The organism is Mucilaginibacter inviolabilis (assembly GCF_011089895.1).
Lineage (GTDB): Bacteria > Bacteroidota > Bacteroidia > Sphingobacteriales > Sphingobacteriaceae > Mucilaginibacter > Mucilaginibacter inviolabilis.
In genome coordinates this window covers 2,952,138-2,976,022 of record NZ_JAANAT010000001.1, presented here as the reverse complement: position 1 = coordinate 2,976,022, position 23,885 = coordinate 2,952,138, and the positions used below count along the sequence as shown (strand labels likewise).

The window sequence follows — 23,885 nt, the reverse complement described above, 5'->3', positions numbered from 1 at the left end:
AAATAGATCGATCCTTATGCTTGCCGTATTAGCGGTGGCTGTAAGTTTCCTGAGTGCGTGTCATTCAGAAGAAAAAGAGAAAGAAAGTGCCGAAGAGCAACAACAGGAAGCGGTAGAAACCCCGTCTGTTGAGCTGGTTGCGGTTAAAAAAGGAAAGCTGAGCGGCTCGGTTACTATTCCCGGCGAGCTGATCCCTTACCAACAGGTTGACCTGTATGCTAAGGTGAATAGCTATGTGAAAAAACTGTTGGTGGATATTGGTTCCGAAGTTCATCAGGGGCAATTACTGGTTGTTTTGGAAGCCCCGGAAATTAACTCACAATTAGCAGGCGCGCAATCCAGAATAAAACAACAGGAGGCTATTTACTACGCCAGCAAGGCTACTTATGACCGATTGGTAAGCACCAGCAAAACTCCTGGTACCGTATCGCAAAATGACCTGGAGCAGGCCGAAGCCAAGAAAAATTCTGACCTGGCAAACGTAGAAGCTGCAAAATCTGCCTATAAGGAAGTAGCCGCTAACCTGGCTTACCTGGAAATACGCGCTCCGTTTGATGGCGTTATCACCAGTCGTAATGTAAACCTGGGTGCCTATGTAGGTCCGGGTGGTAAAAGTGCCGATCCATTGTTTACCCTGCAGGATCAGAAAAGGCTGCGTTTAGTAGTATCCATACCAGAAAACTCTACAGGTTCATTAAGCAATAAAAGCGAAGTGGATTTTACAGTGAAAGCATTGCCTAACCAAAAATTTACCGCCCAGGTGAAACGTTTGGCCGGTGCTTTGGATGAAAAGCTAAGATCTGAGCGTTTAGAAATGGACGTATACAATAAAGACAAAAAACTTTTGCCTCATATGTTTGCCGAGGTAAGCGTACCGCTGCCTGGTGGCGATAGCGCTTATGTAGTGCCTAAAACTGCTGTATATACTTCAACCGAAAAGGTGTTTGTAATAAGAGTGGTAAACCACAAAGCGCAATGGGTTGATGCCAAAAAAGGCTTAACATCGGGCGATATGATGGAAGTTTACGGCGATCTGAAACCAGATGATAAACTGGTAAAAGTAGCTTCGGACGAGATCAGGGACGGATCAACAGTAAAAGATAAATAATTAGTTGATAGGATAAGGATTGAGTTAATTCAGTTGACTGATTACTTTTGTTTGCATCCCGCTTTGCAGTAGCAAGGTGGGATGTTTTTTTATGGATAATTATATATAAAAGGGAAGTCATCCTGAACTTGTTTCAGGATCCCACAGCACAAGCTAACCGTCCTGCAGTACACTTTGCTAATGGGGTGCCGAAACAAGTTCGGCATGACTGGATTGTTTATATCTTACTTTTGCAGCAGCTGTAGCATTTTAACACCTATAAGATCGGTATTTTCGGCCGAGTTGGATAATATTACTACAGCCAGATTTTTTTGCGCATTAAAAGCCAGGAAACTGCTGCTGCCATAGGTGCCGCCGTTATGAAAGTAATACTCTACGCCATCGACAATAATAATATGCCAGGCCAGTCCCATTTTAGCATCTTTGCTGAACGTGATCTGGTGGGTTAGCTCAAAGGCCTTTCCGAGCTTGTCTGGCGCCGGGTTCATATTGGCCTTTGCATATACCAGTAAATCATTTACGGATGAATGCAGCGCCCCGCAGGGGGCTAAAACGTCAAAATTCCAAGCCGGGGTCTCGTTGCCTGTAATGTTATAAACCGTTGCAAAATTATTTAACCTGGCCGGACTTAACCGCTGTGTGGTGCTCGACATAACCAGGGGACGGCAGATGATCTCGGCAACCATCTGTTCAAATGTTTCACCGCTCACTTTTGATAGGATAGTGCCCAACAAACCTACACCCAAATTGGAGTAATCGTACCTTTCGCCGGGCTGATTGTTCAGCTTACATGTTTTCAGATAGGTAAATAGCTGCTGTTTGGTATAGTCTTTATAAGGGTTAAGTTCATCCGTTGCATTGGCCTCCAGGTTGTCAGGAATACGGGCTAAACCCGAGGTATGATTGCTTAATGACTCCAGTGTGACCAGTTTTAACTCCGGGTTTTTGGCAACAGAATCGGGCAGGTATCTGGTAACAGGATCGGTTAGTTTTACTTTGCCTTCGTTTACATAATAGGCCAGCAGCGTGGCAGTAAACGTTTTGGTGATTGATCCTATTTCGTAAATAGTATGAAGTGTGGGCAGTTGCTTATTGTCTTTGGTAGTTTCGCCATAGTTATAAGTGGTTATTTTACCATCCTTTAAAACACCCACGCTTAAACCAACAGTATTGGCCTTTTGAATGTATGGGCGTACAGCAGATTCGATCACTTTGTCCATGGAGGTTTGTAGCTTATTGGTTGAGGCGGCCTGATTCAGTTTATCGGCAGTTACCTGGGTAAAAGGTTGAAACAGGAAAAGATCCAATTTATTGTCCTGATCAAGACTCATTTGCAGCTGTAAAGTAACTGCGCCAAATATCAGTTTATAGGTACTTACTTTGTTATTGACGAAACTAATGAGCGATGAACCTTTAATATCGCCCATCGGGAAAAGTTGCTGGGTGGCTACCGACCGGAAACCTTCTGGTGTTAAAGTCTTTTTGAATAATTCACCACCAAGCGCGTAAAGCGAATCGGCTTTTTGCGCATTAAAAAATTTTTGAACCAGCGCGAATACCGAATCTGTTTTTACCTGCTGACGGCTTTGAGCAAGTGCAGGTGCCGAGTAAATTACAAATAGTATGAACAGGGATAAACAGCAAACATTCTTAAACTTTATCATTTTACTTTGATTATCAACGCTGATAACAAGCATTGTTATATAAATGGGGCTAAGAAATTAAACTTTTACCGTGCCTGTTTGCTGATAATTAAGGCGTTTGCCCGGCCAGTAGATATAGTACGGCCATGCGTACAGCTACGCCGTTTTCTACCTGGTCAAGGATGATGGATTGCTTACTGTCGGCCACATCGCTGGTGATCTCCACACCACGATTGATAGGACCGGGGTGCATCACCGTGATCTCTTTATCCAATGAGTCCAGAATGGTTTTATTCAAGCCGAAAAGCATGGTATATTCTCGCAGGGAAGGGAAATATTTAATGTCCTGGCGTTCCAGTTGTATGCGCAGCATATTGGCTACATCGCACCAGTTAAGGGCTTTTATTAAATTATGCTCAACCTTAACACCTAAGGATCCAATGTATTTAGGGATTAGTGTAGTAGGGCCGCAAACCATTACTTCGGCACCCAATTGTTTGAGGCAAAGTATGTTGGAAAGCGCCACGCGCGAATGCAGAATATCACCCACAATCACCACTTTTTTACCGGCCACATCACCATATTTTTCGCGGATAGAGAAAGCATCCAGCAAAGCCTGGGTAGGGTGCTCATGAGCGCCGTCGCCGGCATTCACAATCTGGGCTTTCACATGTTTGGACAAGAAGATGCCCGCACCTGCATAAGGGTGACGCATCACTACCATATCCACCTTCATGGCCAGGATATTGTTTACGGTATCGATCAAGGTTTCGCCCTTACTTACCGATGATGATGACGCCGCGAAGTTCACTACATCTGCCGATAGGCGTTTTTCGGCCAGTTCAAATGATAAACGGGTACGGGTGGAATTTTCAAAGAAAATATTGGCAATGGTTACATCCCGCAATGAAGGCACTTTCTTGATCGGCCTGTTTAAAACCGATTTAAAAGTATCAGCAGTTTCAAATATCAGTTCAATATCTGCCCGGTTCAAATCTTTTATGCCTAATAAATGCCTTGTGCTTAGTCCTGCCATGATCTTTATATAATATCGAACACTGAATTTTGAATGTCGAATAATGAAGTAGGTAAGAAGTACTTTGTTATTCGATATCCCTTTGTTTCGTTATTGTTGTTTTAAATTGTTTTTCTTCGCTGTTTCTATACTTTTTACAAAAATCGCTATCAATTGATTGCATTCGTTTATTGCTGTTTCAGTATTATCCAGATTATGTATGTCTCGTCTTTTAATAATTTTGAGGGAAACCATTGACTCTCGTAATTCCTTCAATATGATTTTCATTTTATGAATGAAATCGTTCCTTGATTCAGCAGATTGGGCTTCACCATAATTCAAAGCGGGTGAACATCCTGATCGTACTAATTGTCCGGCAATGTAATTACCAAGTCGTGTATTAGGTAAAGCTTCAATAATATCAGCAATCATAACAGCAAAATCAATAAGCCTTTCTTCTAAGTCATATTTACTGTTGTTCATCCATTCCTTATTTAAACTTCAATATTCGATATTCAGAATTCAGTGTTCGATATTATCAAACTTTACTCCGCTGCTTCCGATACCAGCACAATTTTATCCTCGCCATCTGTATCTTTCCAGCTTACTACTACTTTTTGCGATGCGATGGAATCCACCTCAATACCTACATAATCTGCCGATACAGGTATATGTCGCGAATAACGGCGATCGACCAGGGCCAGCAGCTCCACTTTCTCGGGGCGGCCAAAAGCCTGCATGGCATCCATGGCGGCGCGAATGGTTCGGCCGGTCCAGAGAACGTCATCCATCATCACTACTTTTTTCCCCTCAATAATAAAATCTATTTTAGTTTGATTGGGTACCAGTTGCGATTCGCGGCGGCGAAAATCGTCGCGATAAAAGGTAATATCCAGGTCGCCCTGTAAAATGGTTTTGCCTGGTAATATTTTTCTTAATTCTTCGGCTACACGTTTAGCCAGGTATATGCCCCGTGGCTGGATACCAATAAGTACCGATTGTGAAAAATCATCGTGATTTTCAATCAACTGGCGACATAAACGTTGTATGGTGATCTGAAATTTTTGTCCGTCGAGCAGTGTAAGATTTTGCATCGTATGGGTGGATTTGGGCAAAAATAGTAAATAGTTTTGAAAAGCATCTTCTAAATCTCCTCCAATAGGGGATACTTTTATTGATTTGATATTTTTTTAAGCGCATTCATGGCTCTTGCCGCATCCTCCTTTGCCACAAAAATATGGTCGTGATAATAGGCTGCAACAACATTACAACTGATACCTTCCTGTGCCAGTGCTGTGGCAAATGCGGCTGTCAGTCCGGTAGCTGCTAATGAAGAATGTATGCTGAGGGTTATCCAGGCAGCTATATAGCTATACTCCAGTTGAAACTGATCGGCAATCTCTTTTTTGAGAATAACGGTAAAGCCCTCTGTCTCTTTAAAAAGACCTAAAATATTATTGGTATCAATTTGGGGGATAGATGATACTGTACAATACACATAATCGCCTTCATTGAGCACAGGCGTCATGTTTTTGAGCAAGGTATTAAGGTTTGTTTCTCCGGTCATGGTGTAAATATAAAATGGACTACTTAAATATATAAAATGTTGTCATTTCGAACGAGGAACGAGGAGAAATCTTATACGGTATTTATTTAATGAAGACATAGTAGAGGGTATAAGATTTCTCTTTCGCGCTTCCCTCATTCCTGCGCATGCTCTATCGAAATGACAAAAACTTGCTCAACAAAAAAGCCCTTCCGAAAAACGGAAGGGCTTTGTGAGAATATTGCTTCAGTTAAAGCTTATGCTTCTTCTTCAGACTCTTCAGCTTTTTTAGCTGGTGCAGCCTTGCGGGCTTTGTTTTCAGCACCTTCCATTTGCTCTTTTAACTGAGCTAATACGCTAAGATCGCCTAAAGTTGATTTTTCAACTGATTCTTTCACTTTTTTCACCGCGTTGCTAGCAGATTTTGCTTCTTTTTTGCGGTTTTCAAATTCCTGTACACGAGCGTCAGCGCGAGCTTCTTCCCAGATACGTGAGTGTGAAATAACGATACGTTTGTTCTCTTTGTTAAATTCAATGATCTTGAATTCAGCGGTTTCTTCAGCTTTTACTGATTTACCATCTTCTTTAACCAGGTGTTTGGTTGGCGCAAAGCCTTCAACACCGTAAGGTAAAGCTACGATAGCACCTTTGTCAGTTACTTTCAATACAGTACCTTCATGAATTGAATCAATGGTAAATACGGTTTCGAAAGTATCCCAAGGGTTTTCTTCCAGCTGTTTGTGACCTAAGCTTAATTTGCGGTTCTCAACGTCAAGTTCTAAAACAACCACGTCTAATTTTTCACCAACTTTAGTGAATTCGTTAGGGTGATTTACTTTTTTAGACCAAGAAAGATCAGAGATGTGGATCAAGCCGTCGATGCCGTCTTCCAGTTCAACAAACACACCAAAGTTGGTCATGTTTTTAACTGTTGCAACGTGCTGAGTGCCGATAGCATATTTCTCAGCAGCATTTTGCCATGGATCTGGAGTTAATTGTTTAACACCCAATGACATTTTGCGCTCTTCGCGGTCAAGTGTTAACACTTGTGCTTCGATTTCGTCGCCAACTTTCAGGAATTCCTGAGGGTTACGCAGGTTTTGTGACCATGACATTTCTGATACGTGGATCAAACCTTCAACACCAGGGATGATTTCAAGGAATGCGCCGTAATCAGCAACGGTAACAATTTTACCTTTAACTTTTGAACCAACCTGAATATCTTCAGAAAGGCTTTGCCAAGGATGAGGAGTTAATTGTTTTAAGCCCAGAGCAATACGTTTTTTCTCGTCATCAAAGTCAAGCACAACAACGTTGATTTTTTGATCCAATGAAAGAATTTCGCGTGGATGCTCAATACGGCCCCAAGATATATCAGTAATGTGCAGTAAGCCGTCAACACCACCAAGGTCAATAAATACACCAAAGTCGGTAATGTTTTTAACGGTACCTTCCAATACCTGTCCTTTTTCAAGGCGTGCAACAATTTCTGTTTTTTGGTTTTCCAAATCGTCTTCGATCAGCACTTTGTGCGATACCACTACGTTTTTAAACTCGTGGTTGATCTTAACAACTTTGAATTCCATTGTTTTACCTACATACACATCGTAATCACGGATAGGTTTGATGTCGATTTGTGAGCCAGGTAAGAAGGCTTCAACACCCATGATGTCAACAATTAAACCACCTTTAGTTCTGCTCTTCACAAAACCAGTGATGATCTCATCATTGTCAAGGGCTGAATTAATGCGCTCCCATGATTTTTGAGTTTTTGCACGTTTACGTGAAAGTACTAACTGACCGTTAGCATCTTCTTGTGATTCAACAAAAACGTCAACTTTGTCACCGATCTTCAGATCTGGTGTGTCACGGAATTCTGATACTGAAACTAAACCGTCTGATTTAAATCCTACGTTCAGTACCACATCTTTGTTGTTAACATTAACAACGGTACCGGTGATGATTTCGCCTTTGGTGATAGAGCTGAAAGTTCCATCATACATTTTCTCGAATTTCTCACGGTCGCTATCGGTATAGTTACCAAATTTTTTGTCATCTGCATCCCAGTCGAAATCCGCACTTGGAGTAGCTGCAATTTTTGATTTGATCTCTTCGATAGATATTGAATCAGCTTCTGATTCAATGGTTTCTTTTTCGCCAGATGCGGTAACTGTGTCCAGTTCAGCTTCTTTCGCTTTTAATTCTTTTTCTGCTTCTTGTTTTTTTGCCATTAAATAATTTTTCTCCTTTTCCCAATTTGTTAATTGGGACTGCAAAGGTAGGTATATAATTTTATTAAATAAAAGAATATTTAAATGTTAATTGCTGATATTTAAGGCTTTTTGATATAAATAGCGCCTTTGTCATGGAGTTTTTACCATTTGAACTCCGAAAAAGACCTGGGTTGATGCTTTTTAACAATAGGTTAAATGATAAACAGACTGTTAAATAGTGATCAGCTTATTGGCAATTTCTTCAAATATCGACATGAAGTCGGGAAGCAGATAGTCGCGGTAATCGCTCAGTACTTCATTCATTAATGCCTCATGCTGCGGGGTAAAAGGATTTCGCCAGATGCGCATACAAATACGTTTTAGGGCATAGGCTATCTGGTGCGTTTCGGCATAAGTGTGCAGGTACTGGCTGCGTTTAAAATCGTCAAAAAACTTTAAGAAAACATTACTGTCCATTAATCCGGAGAACGTTAAAAAGTTATTGATCACCGCTGTTTCGCAAGCCGCCAGGTTGGCGTAAAAGTCATCAACCTGTATTTTACCTGTAGTAAGTAATAGATTATCAATGATTAGTTCCAGTGCGATGTGTCCCAGGAAAAACGGCTTTACCGGTGAACCTTCAATAGCGGGCAGCAATTGTTTTTTTAACTGATGGGAGTGAAGGGTAAAAAAATCAGAGGAGTGGAAATAACGGTCGACCGCCAGGTGTTTATTCCAGCCGGCAATAACAGAGTTGATGTTTTTATCGGGATGGTGCAGTTTTTCTGGATGAAGGATGATATTTTTATCGGCATTTTTTAAAAGATCGGGCAAAACGATACCTAATATATGGTAACAGTTGTTTATATCACGATCAAAGTAATAATGCGATAAAAAATTCATAGGCGCTACTGTGCAAAATAGTGGCTTTTGTTCAAGGTACAAAAAATAAGTAATTATTTGAAATAGATTTTACCTGTAGTTAACCCGGTATAGGTGTGATATAGCTATTCGGCCCAGCCAATTATTCTCTTATATTTGCAGCCTTTGAAATATTGAATATGAACTTTGTTGAAGAATTACGCTGGCGAGGAATGCTGCATACCGAAATGCCGGGTACTGAAGAAAAGCTGAATAAAGGCATGACTTCGGGATATATAGGATTTGACCCAACCGCCGATTCATTGCATGTTGGTCACCTAACGCAAATCATGACGCTGATCCATTTTCAGCGGGCCGGTCATAAACCTTATGCTTTGGTTGGTGGTGCTACCGGTATGGTTGGCGATCCCTCAGGTAAATCGCAGGAGCGTAATTTACTGTCGGAAGAGGTTTTGCAGCATAACCTGGAGTCGGTTAAAAAGCAATTGACCCGTTTTCTGGATTTTAACAGCGGCGCCAATAGTGCCGAAATGGTGAATAATTACGATTGGTTCAAGAATTTTACCTTTCTTGATTTTATCCGCGATGTAGGCAAGCACATTACCGTTAATTACATGATGGCTAAAGATTCGGTAAAGAAACGCCTGGAAGGCGATACCGGGATGTCATTCACCGAGTTCACCTATCAGCTAGTGCAGGGTTACGATTTTTATTACCTGTGGAAACACCATAATTGCAGCATCCAGATGGGGGGCAGCGATCAGTGGGGTAATATTGTGACCGGTACTGAGCTCATTCGCCGTAAAGATAGCGGCGAAGCATTTGCCCTAACTACCAATCTGATCAAAAAGGCTGATGGTACCAAATTTGGTAAAACCGAAAGCGGCGCGGTTTGGCTGGATGCAGAGCGCACATCGCCATACCAGTTTTACCAGTTCTGGTTAAATACCACCGATGTTGATGCCAAAGCATATATCCGCATATTTACGTTGTTTGAGCGTGATGTGATTGAAGCTTTGGAGGTGGAGCATGATGCAGCGCCGCATACACGGATATTACAAAAAGCGCTGGCCAAAGATATAACCATACGCGTACATGGTGAAGCAGAGTATGAAAAGGCCATTAAATCATCTGAGTTTTTATTTGGCAACGTAGGCATTGAGTTTTTAAATGAACTGAATGATGCCGAGGTGTTGGGACTGTTTGCCGGTGTGCCTAATTTTAGCGTGACTTTAGCTGAGTTGCAGCAAGGCATCAATGTTAGTGATTTGCTGGCTGTGAAAACGGCCATATTCCCGTCAAAAGGTGAAGCTAAAAAGATGATACAAGGCGGAGGTTCGGCTATTAATAAAGTTAAAATTGCTACTGCCGATGATATTTATACTGCCGATGCTTTGATCAATAATAAATTCCTGGTGGTACAAAAAGGCAAGAAGAATTATTTTTTGATTGTTGCTGAATAAGTTAAGTCATTATTTCATTAGCTTTTGGCGTCATTAGGTCATTAGCCGGTTTAATGACTCAATGAATAATGACTTAATAAAAAAAGCGATGAGTTTAAAACTCATCGCTTTTTTTATTGTGAAAAACTTTGGAAATACGACAAATGGTAAGTATATTTGTATATATGTCGTACAAAACAAAAATTGATAGCAAAAAAAATGAATTGAATGAGCCCATGGCAGCGTACGCCGTTCAGGCTCCGGTTCCTTCATTTTATCATTTACTCGAGGGGGCAAAGTCTGTTAAATTTTCTACAGATTTTGATATCATTAACCTGGCGCGTAAAGGCTTCCCAAAAAGCGTTTTGCTTTCCTTAGCCAAAAAAATATCCCTCAATATACAAGAGCTGGCCAATATATTACACATCTCGGAGCGTACCTTACAACGTTATGATGATAACGCCATCATTAAAACGGAGTACGCCGAAAAGGCTGTTGAACTGGCCCGCCTGTATACCCGTGGCGAGGAGGTTTTTGGCTCCATGGATAAATTTAAAATATGGGTAAAAACTCCAGGCTACGTGTTTAAGGGCGAGGCCCCGGTAACCATCCTGGATACTTCTGCCGGTTTTGATATGGTTTTTAGGGAGTTAGGCCGTATAGAGCACGGTATTTTTGCCTGATGGTTTTATATCGTATAGCGAAATGCCAATATGTGGATGATCTGAGCGGAACGGGAGCCAGGTTATACGGCGGCCGCTGGAACAGTGAGGGGAAGCCCATGCTTTATCTGGCCTCATCCCGATCATTAGCGGTTCTGGAAGTACTGGTACATTTGGATCCTTTAATTGTTCCTGCAAATTTTTGTTTGGCTCAGATTGACGTTCCGAATTACAGCATCACAGAACTAAACCCGGATTTATTACCTGATAACTGGCAGGACGTTTCGGGCCCGGTGGCGCTAAGAAAACTTGGCGACGAGTTTCTGAAAAAGCAGGAATACCTGGCCATGCGCGTACCATCGGCTATAGTATCGGCAGAGTACAATTATATACTTAACCCATTACACCCCGAAGCCAAAAATATTAAAATAGTGAATAAAGAATCTTTTAGTTTTGACGACCGGCTTTTAAATTAGATCATTATATTATAAAAGTCATTGAGTCATTTGATAAATCGTCATTAAGTCATTACTAAAAACAGCAATGACCTAATGACAAAAAAGGGCGGTAAGTTTTAACTTACCGCCCTTTTTTATAATGACTTTTACAAATCACTCAGCAGATCGAGTTTTTTGTGATTGTATTCTTCCTGGGATATCAGGCCGTTATCAAACAACGTTTTTAATTTTTTTAATTTTTCGGTAAGCTCATCCGGCTTTGGCGCTTCATGCACAACTGGTGCGGGTGCCGGTGCTGGCGGAGCAACAGGAGTTGGTGCGGGCTGTTCAACAACTACCGGAGCTGGCGCAGTAAAGGCTTGTTGTGCAGTGGTTGTACGGGCAGCAGCGGGATTGTCAAACTGAATAGAGCCTGATTCGGCACGTTTTTGTTCCAGATCACGCTGGCGACGGGCTTCGCGCTCAATTTCTTTACGCTCCTGGGCATATTGATATAATTTACGGCCCTGGATCTTGGGTAGGTAATCAACGGCCATTTCGGCGCCATTGGTGGTTTTTACGCTAAATACAGCACCAATGATTTCTTCTTTGGTATGTACATCAACAATATCCTTCCAAACAAAATCAACAAACTTGATAGATAAGCCCAGGTTGGCCGGGGTAAAAAATAACACACGTTTGTTGGTAATGGCAATGCAATCCGGAAATAAGTTTACCAATGGCTTTTTCTGAACCGCTATATAAATGATCTCTTCACCAGAAGATAGCAGGTCTACCAGGCGGGAATATACTTTTTCAACTGCTTTAGGATCCTGTTCCTCGTTTAAAAATTTCTCAATCATGATTTTAGCATTTGTGCTGCGTGCAAAAATAATAATAATACCGGTTAAAAGAGTCAAGATTTTAGTATCAAGTAGTTAGTATCAAGTATCAAGATTCTGAAACCCGATATGATCATGCAGAAAATGTCATGCTACCTGATACTAACTACTTGATACTAAAATACACTAAGCAATCAGTAAATTGCATCCGCGGATGTCTGACTGATCAAACCTGCCTAATACTTCAAATGCGCCGTCTGTGTTGATCTTACCCAAATCCTGCGTGGCAATAAATGAGCAGGAATTGATATTGGCCAGATCGATCACATTGATGCCGCCTGTTTTGCCCTTTGCTAACGTGCTGATAGGGTCATTAGTATCGCGGATGATGATTTTCATCCAGGGCGGGCATTCAAAAATACCATCACCTTTGGAATAGGCTTGTGACAGTAGTTCGGTCATGCCATATTCTGAATGTATGTGGCTTACGCCGAAGCCTTTGCAGAGCGTGTCATGCAGCTCCTCGCGGATCATTTCTTTACGCCGGCCTTTCATGCCGCCGGTTTCCATTACAATCAATTCTGGAAAATTGATCTGATAGCTTTCGATAAAATCAAGTAAACCAAAAGTAACTCCGATCAAAAGGGTGGGCCGTTTGGCCGCTTGTTGTTTTTGTAGCTGATGATATAGTTCGTCGTGGTTATATAAAAAGAAACCGCTATCGGGATTTTGAGATTGTTTGATCAGGTCATCAACCATATAAATGAGTGATGAACCATCGCGCTCCAGGTATGATGGCAGCAAGGCTAATACAGTATAATCCCTGATATCACCATAAAACAATTGAAAAGCATCACGGAAACTATCCTCATACCAGGTTTTATCACTTACCAAATGCCTGCTGGTAACCATGCCTGTAGTACCCGAACTGGTAAACGTTAATTCAACCGGGGCATTAGTACTCAGTATCCGGTGCGATTTGAAAAACTCTATCGGTAGGAAAGGGATTTGCTCAACCGAAGTAATCTTATCCGCATCAATTTTTAGTCCCGAAATAAATTGCCCGTAAACGCTGCAGTTTTTGGCCTGATGCCTAAAGACCTGCAGAGTTGCCTGATCAAAATCGGTTGTGTTATGGATAGAAAATACCTGTTGTTTATCCGGTGTGTTCATTATTCGCAAAGATAAGAATATTGATGTGCAGATGTGTGGATTTCAGATGTGTAGATTCCCCGAATCATGGATACTAAGGTTCAAACCAAAAACAAATGACCGTTTGCTTGCACAATTATGTAAACAAGTATGCGTTTTGGGGGTTAGTAATTATATATAACATTGTACAAATTGTAATTTTACCCCCATGAAAACATTGAAATTTTTGAAGTTCCCATTGATTCTAAGCTTGTTTTTTGTGCTGATTTCGGCCAAAGCAGGCGATAAAGAAACGGAACGCGTACATAATGCTGCTAATGTATTAAAGGAGTTTGCCAAAATGAGTGAAACCATCCCGCATCAGTTAATGGAGCAGTCGGAAGGAATTGTTGTTATCCCTAAAATGATTAATGCCGGTTTTGGTATTGGTGGTAAACGGGGCAGAGGCGTAGCCATGGTAAAGTTGGCTAATGGCAAGTGGAGCGACCCTGTGTTTGTAACCCTAACCGGTGGTAGCTTTGGTTTACAGATTGGTGTACAATCTGTCGACCTGATCCTGGTATTCCATCACAAGGGAGTATTGACCAAAGTTGAAAACGGCGATTTTACCATCGGTGGCGATATTTCGGCAGCGGCAGGTCCTGTTGGTCGCAGCTCATCGGCCAGTACCGATTATAAGCTGGAAGCCGAGGTTTACTCTTACTCACGCAGCCGCGGTTTATTTGCCGGTATAACTATTAATGGTTCAAACCTGGCCATTGATAAAAGTGCCATCGCCAATTTTTATGGCGATAAATCTACTTCGCAGGAAGTTTTTGCTTCTTCAAAAAGCGATAAAGATGGAGTTGCTGCGCTAAAAGAAGCAGTTGGCGCATTCTAAAATTGGACATTAATTACACGGATGGCTTCGAATTACACGAATTGAATAGTTCAATTTTTATTTGTGTTAATTCGAAGCCATTTGTGTAATTAGTGTTTATTCTTTTTCAAAAGCCTTTTTGAGCAGCACGCCCGAAAGCGCCGCGAAACCGCTCACCAGCCCTCCGATAATCCCGGTGATCACCAGTAGATAACCCCAGCCTGGTAAATGAAACATAACTGCCACTTTTTTGGCCAATATATGATCGTTTGGGATGCTTTTAAATAAAGCCAACACTATCCAAACGATAAACACCGCTAAAAAACCCGACAAGAATGCCTGCCCCGATGTTTTGCCGATAAAGAAGGCTGCCGAAAATGCCGCAATAGCCACTACCCACCAGGGCAAAAAGAAACCGCTTGCAAATGATAATATGAGTATAATGAGGAATAACATAATCTTATTTTCTTTAGAGTATCAAGTAGCTAGTATCAAGTATCAAGATACTTGTATTTGTCGATAGTTGTTCAAAAGTCATGATACTTGATACTAGCTACTTGATACTAAATTTATCTTATTTGCTGTTTATTGTTAATGTTGTTTTGACACGATCAGACATTTCATCGGGTGCTTGAAGGAACAGCAATTCTTTTAGCTCCCCTTTTTGCCAGATTTTTAGCATATCATCATAAAAAAAACTGCCGGGATTGCCCGATTCGCCACCGGGTAAAATGCCGTACCCTTTTACTGTTGGCCCCATTTGTACCACCATGCGCCATGACGGACCGTGCCCGTCATGCAGGGCATTTACGGTTGAACCTGCTCCACCCGATTCAAAATTGCCAGAGCTAAAAGCTTCCTGGCGGGTAAGGTGAGTTATCTCCATTTTTTTAACCTTGCCCCATGCCCATGCCGGGCCAGGTTTACCGTATTTTTTTACTAAACCGGCAACAGCGGTTTTAAATGACTGGGTAACAATATCTGCACAGGTTTCTTTAGCAGGTGTATTCACATTGTCAAACCATTTGGCACCGGGTTGTTGTATCAATAGCTTTTCGGTTCTGTCCATAGAGGGATAATTTTCCTGCAAGTCCTTATCCTTAAATTCATCGCTCCAAACCATTCCATAAAATTGTACCCACCACGAGTTAAAAATTGATGCCCCGGTTGAGCCAACGCTATAAAATTTATCCCAGTTTTTAACCATGCTTAATGCCGATAGCTGATCATGATCTAATCTGGTAACGTCAAGATATTTTAATAGGGTTGGCAGCACATCCTGTGCGCGGATGCTATAGGTATCGGTTTGCAGGATACGCATACTATCCACCGTTGCTTTTTGCATAGCGGTAAGTCTGTCGTTTATACGCTTACCACGTTCATAAGAGGCAAACGACCAATTGATATAATACGGATAAGTTGGATCTGTTGATGATTGATTGGCCGAACTTACAAAACCTCGCGGAGGGTTTTTTACCGTAGGATTTTGATCAAACGGAATCCAGCCATGCCAGTCGTCGGCAGGGTCGGTACCATCCAGTATGAATTTACCCTGATCACGATATTTTAATGGGTATTTGCCGTTGGGGGTGATGGCGATATCATTATCCTTACTGGCAAATACAAAGTTAGAGGCCGGGGCATTAAAGTAGGTAAGCGCTTTACGGTAATCGGTATAGTTTTTACCCCGGTTTAAAATATACATAGCCATCAGTTCGTCCGATTCATCATGGGCTATCCATCTTAAAGCGTCACCCACCGGTACAAAATCATTACCCTTTCCTTGTTTGGTTTTATCTTCATAAACCACCGGGCCGTGATGCGTGTAGATAACCGTATCATATAAAGGTTCCTGACCGCGAATGTTGATTACTTCTACACGGCGATTGGTCTTATTCCATTGGTTGTTGTACCAGTATTCTTCCTTTTTATTATCTCTGAATTTGATTTGGTACCAATCCAAAATATCGGCATCTACATTGGTAATACCCCAGCTGATGTTATTATTAAAACCTAATATAACGCAGGGCGAACCGGGTAACGATACTCCATACACATTTACAGAAGGTGCTGTAAGCTGTATCTGGTACCAAATAGACGGAAAAGTGAGATTTAAGTGTGGGTCGTTGGCCAAAATAGGATATCCATTAGCCGTTTTATTACCGGCTACAGCCCAGTTGTTACTGCCTATGCCTTCTGCCTTTACCATGCGCTTAGCGCTGTCATTCATCTGGGCCAGGAAACTTGCGGATGGCTTTGGAATGGTAAGCGGTTTAAAATCCCATTTGGTGCCCGAAGGTATTATAGGATCTTCATGAAAAGGATAATCGGGGAAAAGGTCACCGGTAGTTTGCGGGCCAAACTTTTTGAGAATGTTGCTCATGGCAAATTCATTGGAACCTCCCGCCAGTGTTTCGCTCATCAGCTTGAGTAAGAAAGCGCAGTTAATGGGCTTCCAATCTTCCGGTGCATAATCAAGCAGTTTAAATTCAATGGGATACTGGCGTGGGTGCAGGCGATGAATGTAGGCATTAATACCATCGGTGTAAGCCAGTACCATCTGGCGCACGGCCGGCTCGTTCATCATGGCTTTTAAGGTTTTTTCGGCGCCATAAACCATACCCATACGGCGATGATAACGGTCGACCTCGAGCAGCTGGGGGCCAAGCACTTCGGCCAGCCGGCCGGCAGCCTGGCGGGTTTGTATGTCCATTTGCCAAAGACGCTCGGTAGCAGTTATGTAGCCCTGTGCATAGTACAGGTCATGTTCGTTGTCGGCAAAAATATGCGGGATGCGGTTCTCATCATACTTAATGGTCACCTTACCGGTAAGCCCGGGAAGCATCAAATGCGTAGTTGGTAAAATATTCTTGCTTTCGGCATTTTGCCAAAAACCATCAGCCGGACTTAAAAAATCGCCGAATGGCGGTGCCGGGCCAAATTTTTTTTGCAGTACCCAAATCAGGGCGAGTGTAAAGGCGATCGATAAAAACGCTTTTGTAAACTTCATATGCTTTTTTTAGTATCAGGTAGCTAGTATCAAGTATCAGGACTGTTTTATTACAGGTGCGTTTTCTGAAATCCTGACGGTAGCTAAATCACAATATATCGATATGTTATTGGGTCTCGATACCCGATACTAGCTACTTGATACTGGACATAAAGTTACAGTTTTAATATACATCCTCAAGCTTTGGTTTACGCTTATAGTGTTTTTTGTATGGATTATTATCGTAGCCGGATGAACGGCCTTCTTTACGATACTCCCAGGGTGGGGTAGGGTTGGCGTCCTGCCAAAGGCCCAGCTTATTTTCGCGGGCATTTTGCTCCAACTGGGCTAATTCTGCACTTTGCGAATAGGCTTTATAATGCCAGGCAAAGCCATTTTTTACCAACTGATAATTGACATTGGTGCCGTCGGGCAAAATGACCAGGGCAATGGTACGGCCGTAACGGTCTTTAGTATTTCCTATTAAGGTAACGTCCTTCCCAAAGCACAAGTCGGAGGTGAATTTTTTGGCTGCTTTGCCAAAAGCCTGTGATTTTTCGGGGCAATCAATTTCAGCCAGACGAACGGTGACTTGCTGGTTATCATTACTGAGCAGGCCCAGTGTATCACCATCTTTTATTTTAACTACTTTGTATTGATTAGCAGGTTTAGGATTACAACCCCAGAGTAATAGCAAACATAGAAGAAGGCAGGTGTGATACTTTTTGAACATTTTTCAAATGTGCAGATTTTTTGTCTGAATCAGAATTTACAGGATTATAGAATTATCAAAAGTCTATAAATTTTGATTCAGACAATCATTACTCAGCATGCAGACTCATCACGTTTCCGTCAGGGTCTTTTATGGCCAAAAACTTTCCCCATGGAGTATCATCAATGGTTCCCAGTTCAATGCCTTTGGCGGTAAGGTCCTTAATATCAGCGTTCAGATCATCTGTTTTAATGACAAAGCCACGGACGCTGCCTGCTGGCATTTCAGGAAACCAGTTTACTAACGTAATAGAAACAGCCGTGCCTGGAAAACCTAACTGTACCCATTGCTGACCCTGGCCAAAAGGAGCGTCGACTAAAATTTCAAAGCCCAGTTTTTGATAAAATTCTTTAGCCCGGGTTTGATCAGTAACCGGGATAGAGATAACTTCAATTGCTTTCATTTATTTGGTTTTATTTTGGTGATTTTAAAGCTGATACTTAAACTCCTGGTATTTCATTTAGTATTTTAATCATTCGGCGAGTGATGTGTTTTTTCCAACCGGATTCCATAAATATACTGGAGAGCATGTTTTTAAGCCCTTTAAAGCCGCTATGCTCCAATACCAAACGGGTGCCTTCTCCATCGGGGCTTAGTGTCCAGGTAAGCAAAGTATCTAAACCTATAATACCGGGCCTTGGACCGCCTTTCCAGGTATATACCAGTTTCTGGTTAGGTATCACTTCCAGTACTTCGCAATAAACAATACCATCCCAACCCATTTTAGGCAATGGTTTGCTATGAAACTGAAATTGGTGGCCAACCACAGGCTTAAAATCATTTTTCATGAGCCATTGGCTAATCAGTTCTGGATTGGTAATACATTCCCATACTTTTTCTGGAGAGTGCGGAAAATGCCATTTGATAACAAGGTCTCTTTTCATTTATGTGTAACTTTGAGGTTACGTAAAAGTATAAGTAACTTCTGGGTTACGCAAATAAAATTTAAATTATTTGGTAAGTTATTATTATAACTATACATTTAGTTATTTTAATTACCCCTATGAGAATATTAGTTATAAAAACAATGTTTATTCTGGCATTGCTATGTGGATACCTCATGGTAGCGCCATCGGCACAAGTATTTAAAAAAAATACCGCGTTGATAAAACAGATCGACTCTATGTTTAAAACCGATCAGTTTTGGCGTATAGAGTTCACCAAAAAATACCGGAAAGAAAAATCGGTTTACAGCGATGAAATTATCCAAAAAAACTGGGCAGAAGCTGATCGTATTAACGAATTGAAAGCAAAGTCAATTATCAAAAAATACGGCTACCCGGGTTACGATTTGGTTGGCAGTTCGAGCGATAGTTTTTGGGCCATTGTTCAGCATTGTGATGATGATATACCTTTCCAGGAGCGGGTATTAGCCTTGATGAAGCAGCAAATTGCTAAAAATAATGCCAGCAAAGAGAAATATGCCTATCTCACCGATCGTATCCTGGTTAATAAAGATCAAAAGCAAATTTATGGTACGCAATTGTCCCGGGATAGTAAAACCGGGAAGTATTCACCATTTCCATTAAAAGATCCCAAATTGGTTGATCAACTTCGGCAGGAGGTTGGGCTTGAGCCACTTGCTACCTATGTAAAAAACTTTCAATAGGTATCGCATTGCACAAATGGAACTTTATTGTTTTATCTTTGTTGCTTTAATGTTAACCATAAATTAAGTATCCTGATGGGGAAATTTACCATACCAGACAAAGTACTGTATGTATGCGTTGGTAGCAAGTGCGGCAAGAAGGGTGGCAAGGATATGTTTAAACTGGCTAAAGCATACGCCAAGCATCATCACGGTCACGAAGAAATTGAAGTTATAGAAACAGAATGTACCGACAGGTGTAAATATGCCCCCATATGCAGTATCCAGCCAGGAAATACCTGGTTAAAGGAATATCACCCTAAGGATGTATTGAAGTTGATGGATTTGATATAAGCCCCCTCTAAATCTCCCCCTAAAGGGTGAGACTTCTGATAAAAAAATTTGAATAAAATAAAAATGTCCTTCTGCAAAAGCAAAAGGACATTTTTTTATAGCCTCTCCTTTGAGGAGGATTGGGAGGGGTTTACGCCTCGCTATCGTATTTGATCTGACCAACGTGTTTGTCGATCTGCCATCTGCCAGTACCTTCTTCGCCGATAACTTCAAACAGTTCAAGGGCACGACGGGCTTTGTATTCTTCTTCGCGTTGCTCTTTCAGGAACCAGTTCAGAAACTCCATAGTTACAAAGTCCTGCTCTTTCATGCAACGTGCATAAATATTTTTGATAGATTGTGTAACGCTGATCTCCTGGTCCAAAGCTTCTTCAAACACTTCGCGAAAGGAGTTATATTCCTGTTTAATGCCGGTAACTTCTGGCGATACAGCATTGCCGCCCATATCCAGGATATATTTATAAAATTTTAATTGGTGGTGTCTTTCTTCTTCAGCTTGTTTAAAAAAATAGTCGGACGAAAAATCGTAACCATTACGGTTACACCAGGAAGCCATAGATAAATATATAGATGAAGACAGGGCTTCTTTTTTTACTTGTTGGTTTAAAAGCCCTTCAATTTCGGTTGAAATAAGGCTTTTTATGCGGAGTAGATCTTTCATAGTTTTATTAAATTAATAACGTGTTGCAGGTATTATGATGCAATAATAGTGCTATAAGTTAATATAACTATAATTTTTAAATAATATGAATTTAGTATTAGTCTAAATAGTTAACTGGCTATGCCACAGAGGCGTTCATGTAGGATATGATTTAACTCCAGCATGACAAAAGTACCTTCTAATAATTCTTTGAGGGCTATGATTTGTAGTAATGAAAGTACATAGCAATGATCACAGGCACAGATAAAAATAATCTCTACATCGGGATCTTTTGTGGTATTGAGCAGGGCTTGCTCAATATCGATATGATAAACCGACTTACGCAGCTTTAACAGGCAGCGATAATCGAATTTGGCAACCTTACCCGCAAAATCAACATACCAGCAACGCTCGGCATCGCATTGATAAATGGCTCCTGCCGATGTTTTAAAAACATCTGTCCATGAAGTGGTTGTTGTAATGGTGGTAATCATATCTCGGGCACAAAGATTATTATTATTTATAATTAATCCAAATAAAGAAGTGGGTTTTTTATTAACATAGCTTAAGGAAGGTAGGAGTACTTTTAGATTTTGGGATTTTTGGAGCAAGGAGTAAGGATTTTTTCTTTTGTCATTTCTCCAAAAATCTTTGTTCCCCCAATCCAAAAACAATACATTAGGGCTCACATACACTGTATAAAATGGATAACATTAAAGCCTGTATTTTTGACCTCGACGGCGTGATTGTAGATACAGCCATATACCATTACAAAGCCTGGCGACGCCTGGCCAATTCCCTGGGTTTTGATTTTTCCGAGCAGCAGAACGAACAGTTGAAAGGCGTAAGTCGTGTACGATCGTTACAACTGATACTGGGCTGGGGCGGCATAACCAAAACCGAGGCCGAGCAGGAACAGCTGGCTACTCAAAAAAATACCTGGTATGTAGAAATGATAAACCAGATGACGCCCGCCGAAATATTTCCCGGCGCACGTGAGTTTGTGCAAAGCTGCCGCGACGCGGGTATCAAAACCGCGTTGGGTTCGGCCAGTAAAAATGCCATGACTATTTTGGAGAAGCTGCAGATTGTGCCCCTGTTTGATGCCATTATCGACGGGAATAACGTGACTAAGCCCAAACCCGATCCTGAAGTGTTTTTGAAGGGAGCTGAAGCGCTGGGCATCGAACCACAACATTGCGTGGTATTTGAAGACGCCATTGCCGGGGTAGAGGCAGCCAAAACAGGTGGCATGAAAGCCATTGGCATAGGCGACCCTAAGGTGTTGTATGAGGCTGATTTGGTGGTGAGTGGGTTAGATAAAGCCCCCCGCCCCCCTAAAGGGGGAGTTGGCGAATGGGAGCCCCCTGCAAATAGCTCCCCCTTTAGGGGGCAGGGGGGGCTCGCCTGGAGCATTATTGAAGAAGGCTTCGATCCGCAGCATCATCAAATATCAGAGAGTATATTTAGCCTGGGTAATGGCCGCATGGGCCAGCGTGCTAATTTTGAGGAGGCTTACAGCGGACAATCATTATTGGGCAACTATGTAGCCGGAGTTTATTATCCCGACAAAACCCGTGTAGGCTGGTGGAAAAACGGCTATCCCGAATATTTTGCCAAAGTACTCAACGCCGCTAACTGGACGATCATCGATGTAAACCTCGATGGCGAACAGCTCGACCTGGCTAAATGTGAAGTAAGCAACTTTCGCCGGGAACTAAATATGAAAGTGGGTTTCCTCAAACGAAACTTCAATGCCAAAACAGCGGGCGGCAAAGTAGTAGAGGTAGAAGCCGTCCGCTTTTGCAGTATGGTTGATGATGAGGCCGCCGCTATAAAATATACCATCACCCCCATAAACTTTAGTGGAACCTTTACCCTGACACCTGCTATCGATGGTGATATAGCAAACAAAGACTCCAACTACGACGAAAAGTTCTGGGACGAGGTAAGTAAAGCCAGTCAACCCGATGGTGGCTACGTGGTCATGCGTACCAAAAAAACGGGCTTTGAAGTAGCCACGGGCATGAAGTTCAGCCTTTTGCAAAACGGGCAAGCTGTGTCGGCCAATGCAGAAGCTATCGCCAAAGAAAAATATATAGCCTCTGCGATAACTGTGCAGGCACAGCAGGGGCAAAGTATTAGCATGATCAAATATGTGGCTAATCTATCTTCGCAAAATCACAAACCAGAAGATCTGGTGGCTAATCTGAATGATACCCTTAACCGTATCAGTACCAAAGGATTTGACACCATGCTGGCCGAGCAAGCTGCCGCCTGGGCCAAAAAATGGGAACATAATGATATTATTATTGAGGGTGATGTATCGGCACAACAGGCCATCCGTTTTAATATATTCCAGCTCAATCAAACCTATACCGGCGAGGATGATCGCCTGAACATCGGTCCCAAAGGTTTTACCGGTGAAAAATACGGTGGCTCCACCTATTGGGATACCGAAGCTTATTGCGTACCTTTTTACCTGGCCACCGCCGATCAGAAGGTAACCCGCAACCTGCTTCTGTATCGCTACAAGCAATTGGGTAAAGCTATTGAGAACGCCGCCCTGCTGGGCTTTAAGGATGGCGCCGCCCTGTATCCTATGGTAACCATGGACGGTACCGAATGCCACAACGAGTGGGAGATCACTTTTGAGGAGATCCACCGCAATGGGGCCATCGCTTATGCCATTTTTAACTACGTGCGCTATACCGGCGATGAATCCTATTTAACCGACTATGGCCTGGAGGTTTTGATAGCCATTGCCCGTTTCTGGTCGCAACGGGTAAGCTGGTCGCAGGCTAAGGAACAGTATGTGATGCTGGGCGTAACCGGGCCAAACGAGTACGAAAATAATATCAACAACAACTGGTACACCAGCACTTTGGCTACCTGGTGCATGGGGTATGCCATGGAAGTGATTGAAAAAGTAAAAACCGCCGATAAAGTCAAATATGATGCTTTGGCTGCCAGGATAAATTTCGACGAAGCCACCGAAACATCAAGATATCAGCACATCATCGAAAAAATGTACTATGGCTACGACGAAAAGCTGCAGGTTTTTTTACAGCAGGACGGCTACCTGGACAAAGAGCAGATCCTGGTGAAAGACCTGCCCGCGGCCGACCGTCCGCTGAACCAGAAATGGAGCTGGGACAGGATCCTGCGGTCCTGCTATATCAAACAGGCTGACGTATTGCAAGGGATCTACTTTTTTGAAGACAGGTTTGATCTGGAAACCATTCGTCGCAACTTTGATTTTTATGAACCGCGCACCGTGCATGAGTCTTCCTTGTCGCCTTGTGTGCATGCCATATTAGCTGCCAAACTAGGCGACGAAGCCCGGGCCTATGAATTTTACCTGCGCACCGCCCGTTTGGATCTTGACGATTATAATAACGACACCGAGGATGGCTGCCATATCACTTCGATGGCCGGTACCTGGATGTCGGTTGTGGAAGGTTTTGGAGGTATGCGTGTGCGCGATGATAGGTTATCGTTCCAACCCTTTATTCCTGCAAAATGGTCGTCATTTTCGTTCCATATCGGTTTCAGGGGAGCATTGCTGAATGTTAAGGTAAGTAAGGATGGCGTGCAGATCAAAAATGCTTCGGATAAGGAAACCACAGTGGTAGTTTATGGTAATGAGCATGTGGTTGAGGGCAATGCAGAAGTAACGATCGCTATGTCTGTAGTCTGAAGACTACAGACATAGGCGTTCGAAGTCAGAGACTTCGAACA

The 23,885-nt window shown here is 42.2% G+C and carries 24 protein-coding genes; 8 read left to right on the top strand and 16 right to left on the bottom strand.

The window, feature by feature from the left end; genetic code table 11:
• The first annotated feature begins 16 nt into the window (after positions 1-16).
• Entirely contained in the window at positions 17-1,108 is a 1,092-nt protein-coding gene (locus G7092_RS12155; RefSeq protein ID WP_202985261.1) for an efflux RND transporter periplasmic adaptor subunit, read from the top strand.
• 224 nt (positions 1,109-1,332) lie between these two features.
• On the opposite strand, the gene G7092_RS12150 is transcribed toward G7092_RS12155, so the two are convergent.
• The 7 genes from G7092_RS12150 to G7092_RS12120 form a co-directional block, all read right to left on the bottom strand.
• Positions 1,333-2,772: a serine hydrolase domain-containing protein gene (locus G7092_RS12150; RefSeq protein ID WP_166089613.1), complete on the bottom strand. Its 1,440-nt coding sequence runs from the start codon at positions 2,770-2,772 to the stop codon at positions 1,333-1,335.
• A gap of 88 nt (positions 2,773-2,860) precedes the next feature.
• Entirely contained in the window at positions 2,861-3,787 is a 927-nt protein-coding gene (locus tag G7092_RS12145) for an aspartate carbamoyltransferase catalytic subunit (RefSeq protein ID WP_090467170.1), read from the bottom strand.
• Positions 3,788-3,877: 90 nt separating this feature from the next.
• Complete coding sequence (locus G7092_RS12140; RefSeq protein WP_166089610.1) at positions 3,878-4,249, bottom strand: four helix bundle protein; 372 nt, start codon at positions 4,247-4,249, stop codon at positions 3,878-3,880.
• Positions 4,250-4,311: 62 nt separating this feature from the next.
• Complete coding sequence (gene pyrR / locus G7092_RS12135) at positions 4,312-4,860, bottom strand: bifunctional pyr operon transcriptional regulator/uracil phosphoribosyltransferase PyrR (protein ID WP_166089608.1); 549 nt, start codon at positions 4,858-4,860, stop codon at positions 4,312-4,314.
• Positions 4,861-4,937: 77 nt separating this feature from the next.
• A complete protein-coding gene (locus G7092_RS12130; protein ID WP_166089606.1) occupies positions 4,938-5,333 on the bottom strand; it encodes an ACT domain-containing protein in 396 nt (131 codons plus the stop codon).
• 236 nt (positions 5,334-5,569) lie between these two features.
• Complete coding sequence (gene rpsA / locus G7092_RS12125; RefSeq protein ID WP_166089603.1) at positions 5,570-7,543, bottom strand: 30S ribosomal protein S1; 1,974 nt, start codon at positions 7,541-7,543, stop codon at positions 5,570-5,572.
• A 213-nt stretch (positions 7,544-7,756) separates the two neighbouring features.
• Positions 7,757-8,428: a hypothetical protein gene (locus G7092_RS12120; RefSeq protein WP_166089601.1), complete on the bottom strand. Its 672-nt coding sequence runs from the start codon at positions 8,426-8,428 to the stop codon at positions 7,757-7,759.
• Positions 8,429-8,586: 158 nt separating this feature from the next.
• On the opposite strand from G7092_RS12120, the gene tyrS reads away from it, so the two are divergent.
• From tyrS to G7092_RS12105, 3 genes are all read left to right on the top strand, one after another.
• Positions 8,587-9,870: a tyrosine--tRNA ligase gene (gene tyrS, locus G7092_RS12115; RefSeq protein ID WP_166089599.1), complete on the top strand. Its 1,284-nt coding sequence runs from the start codon at positions 8,587-8,589 to the stop codon at positions 9,868-9,870.
• A 164-nt stretch (positions 9,871-10,034) separates the two neighbouring features.
• Positions 10,035-10,532: an Xre family toxin-antitoxin system antitoxin gene (locus G7092_RS12110; protein ID WP_166089597.1), complete on the top strand. Its 498-nt coding sequence runs from the start codon at positions 10,035-10,037 to the stop codon at positions 10,530-10,532.
• A complete protein-coding gene (locus G7092_RS12105) occupies positions 10,532-10,987 on the top strand; it encodes an RES family NAD+ phosphorylase (RefSeq protein ID WP_166089595.1) in 456 nt (151 codons plus the stop codon). Before G7092_RS12110 ends, G7092_RS12105 begins: the two co-directional genes overlap by 1 nt.
• A 128-nt stretch (positions 10,988-11,115) precedes the next feature.
• On the opposite strand, the gene G7092_RS12100 is transcribed toward G7092_RS12105, so the two are convergent.
• Both G7092_RS12100 and G7092_RS12095 read right to left on the bottom strand, forming a co-directional pair.
• Positions 11,116-11,811 carry a PH domain-containing protein gene (locus tag G7092_RS12100; RefSeq protein ID WP_166089593.1) on the bottom strand — a complete coding sequence of 232 codons (696 nt, stop codon included), beginning with the start codon at positions 11,809-11,811 and terminating at the stop codon, positions 11,116-11,118.
• A 165-nt stretch (positions 11,812-11,976) separates the two neighbouring features.
• Positions 11,977-12,963 carry a LuxE/PaaK family acyltransferase gene (locus G7092_RS12095; protein ID WP_166089591.1) on the bottom strand — a complete coding sequence of 329 codons (987 nt, stop codon included), beginning with the start codon at positions 12,961-12,963 and terminating at the stop codon, positions 11,977-11,979.
• Between the two features lie 187 nt (positions 12,964-13,150).
• On the opposite strand from G7092_RS12095, the gene G7092_RS12090 reads away from it, so the two are divergent.
• Entirely contained in the window at positions 13,151-13,822 is a 672-nt protein-coding gene (locus tag G7092_RS12090) for a lipid-binding SYLF domain-containing protein (protein ID WP_166089588.1), read from the top strand.
• A gap of 96 nt (positions 13,823-13,918) precedes the next feature.
• Here the strand turns inward: G7092_RS12090 and G7092_RS12085 are convergent, their stop codons facing one another.
• The 5 genes from G7092_RS12085 to G7092_RS12065 form a co-directional block, all read right to left on the bottom strand.
• A complete protein-coding gene (locus G7092_RS12085; RefSeq protein ID WP_166089586.1) occupies positions 13,919-14,257 on the bottom strand; it encodes a hypothetical protein in 339 nt (112 codons plus the stop codon).
• A gap of 118 nt (positions 14,258-14,375) precedes the next feature.
• On the bottom strand, positions 14,376-16,811 hold the full coding sequence (locus G7092_RS12080; RefSeq protein ID WP_166089584.1) for a penicillin acylase family protein: 2,436 nt from the start codon (positions 16,809-16,811) through the stop codon (positions 14,376-14,378).
• A 163-nt stretch (positions 16,812-16,974) separates the two neighbouring features.
• Complete coding sequence (locus tag G7092_RS12075; protein WP_166089581.1) at positions 16,975-17,523, bottom strand: thermonuclease family protein; 549 nt, start codon at positions 17,521-17,523, stop codon at positions 16,975-16,977.
• Positions 17,524-17,611: 88 nt separating this feature from the next.
• Positions 17,612-17,965, bottom strand: a complete 354-nt coding sequence (locus G7092_RS12070) for a VOC family protein (RefSeq protein ID WP_166089578.1) — start codon at positions 17,963-17,965, stop codon at positions 17,612-17,614.
• 37 nt (positions 17,966-18,002) lie between these two features.
• Positions 18,003-18,446: an SRPBCC family protein gene (locus G7092_RS12065; RefSeq protein WP_166089575.1), complete on the bottom strand. Its 444-nt coding sequence runs from the start codon at positions 18,444-18,446 to the stop codon at positions 18,003-18,005.
• 119 nt (positions 18,447-18,565) lie between these two features.
• Here G7092_RS12065 and G7092_RS12060 point away from each other — a divergent pair, with 119 nt between their 5' ends.
• Together G7092_RS12060 and G7092_RS12055 are read left to right on the top strand one after the other, a co-directional pair.
• Positions 18,566-19,171, top strand: a complete 606-nt coding sequence (locus tag G7092_RS12060; protein ID WP_166089573.1) for a DUF6624 domain-containing protein — start codon at positions 18,566-18,568, stop codon at positions 19,169-19,171.
• A gap of 75 nt (positions 19,172-19,246) precedes the next feature.
• A complete protein-coding gene (locus G7092_RS12055) occupies positions 19,247-19,504 on the top strand; it encodes a (2Fe-2S) ferredoxin domain-containing protein (protein WP_166089571.1) in 258 nt (85 codons plus the stop codon).
• Positions 19,505-19,634: 130 nt separating this feature from the next.
• On the opposite strand, the gene G7092_RS12050 is transcribed toward G7092_RS12055, so the two are convergent.
• Positions 19,635-20,165 carry a ferritin gene (locus G7092_RS12050; protein ID WP_166089569.1) on the bottom strand — a complete coding sequence of 177 codons (531 nt, stop codon included), beginning with the start codon at positions 20,163-20,165 and terminating at the stop codon, positions 19,635-19,637.
• A gap of 110 nt (positions 20,166-20,275) precedes the next feature.
• The gene (locus tag G7092_RS12045) at positions 20,276-20,638 is read right to left on the bottom strand and encodes a hypothetical protein (RefSeq protein WP_166089567.1); all 363 of its coding nucleotides are present in this window, start codon (positions 20,636-20,638) and stop codon (positions 20,276-20,278) included.
• Positions 20,639-20,847: 209 nt separating this feature from the next.
• Between G7092_RS12045 and pgmB the strand changes: the two genes are divergently transcribed.
• On the top strand, positions 20,848-23,844 hold the full coding sequence (gene pgmB, locus G7092_RS12040; protein ID WP_166089565.1) for a beta-phosphoglucomutase: 2,997 nt from the start codon (positions 20,848-20,850) through the stop codon (positions 23,842-23,844).
• The last annotated feature ends 41 nt before the right edge of the window (positions 23,845-23,885 follow it).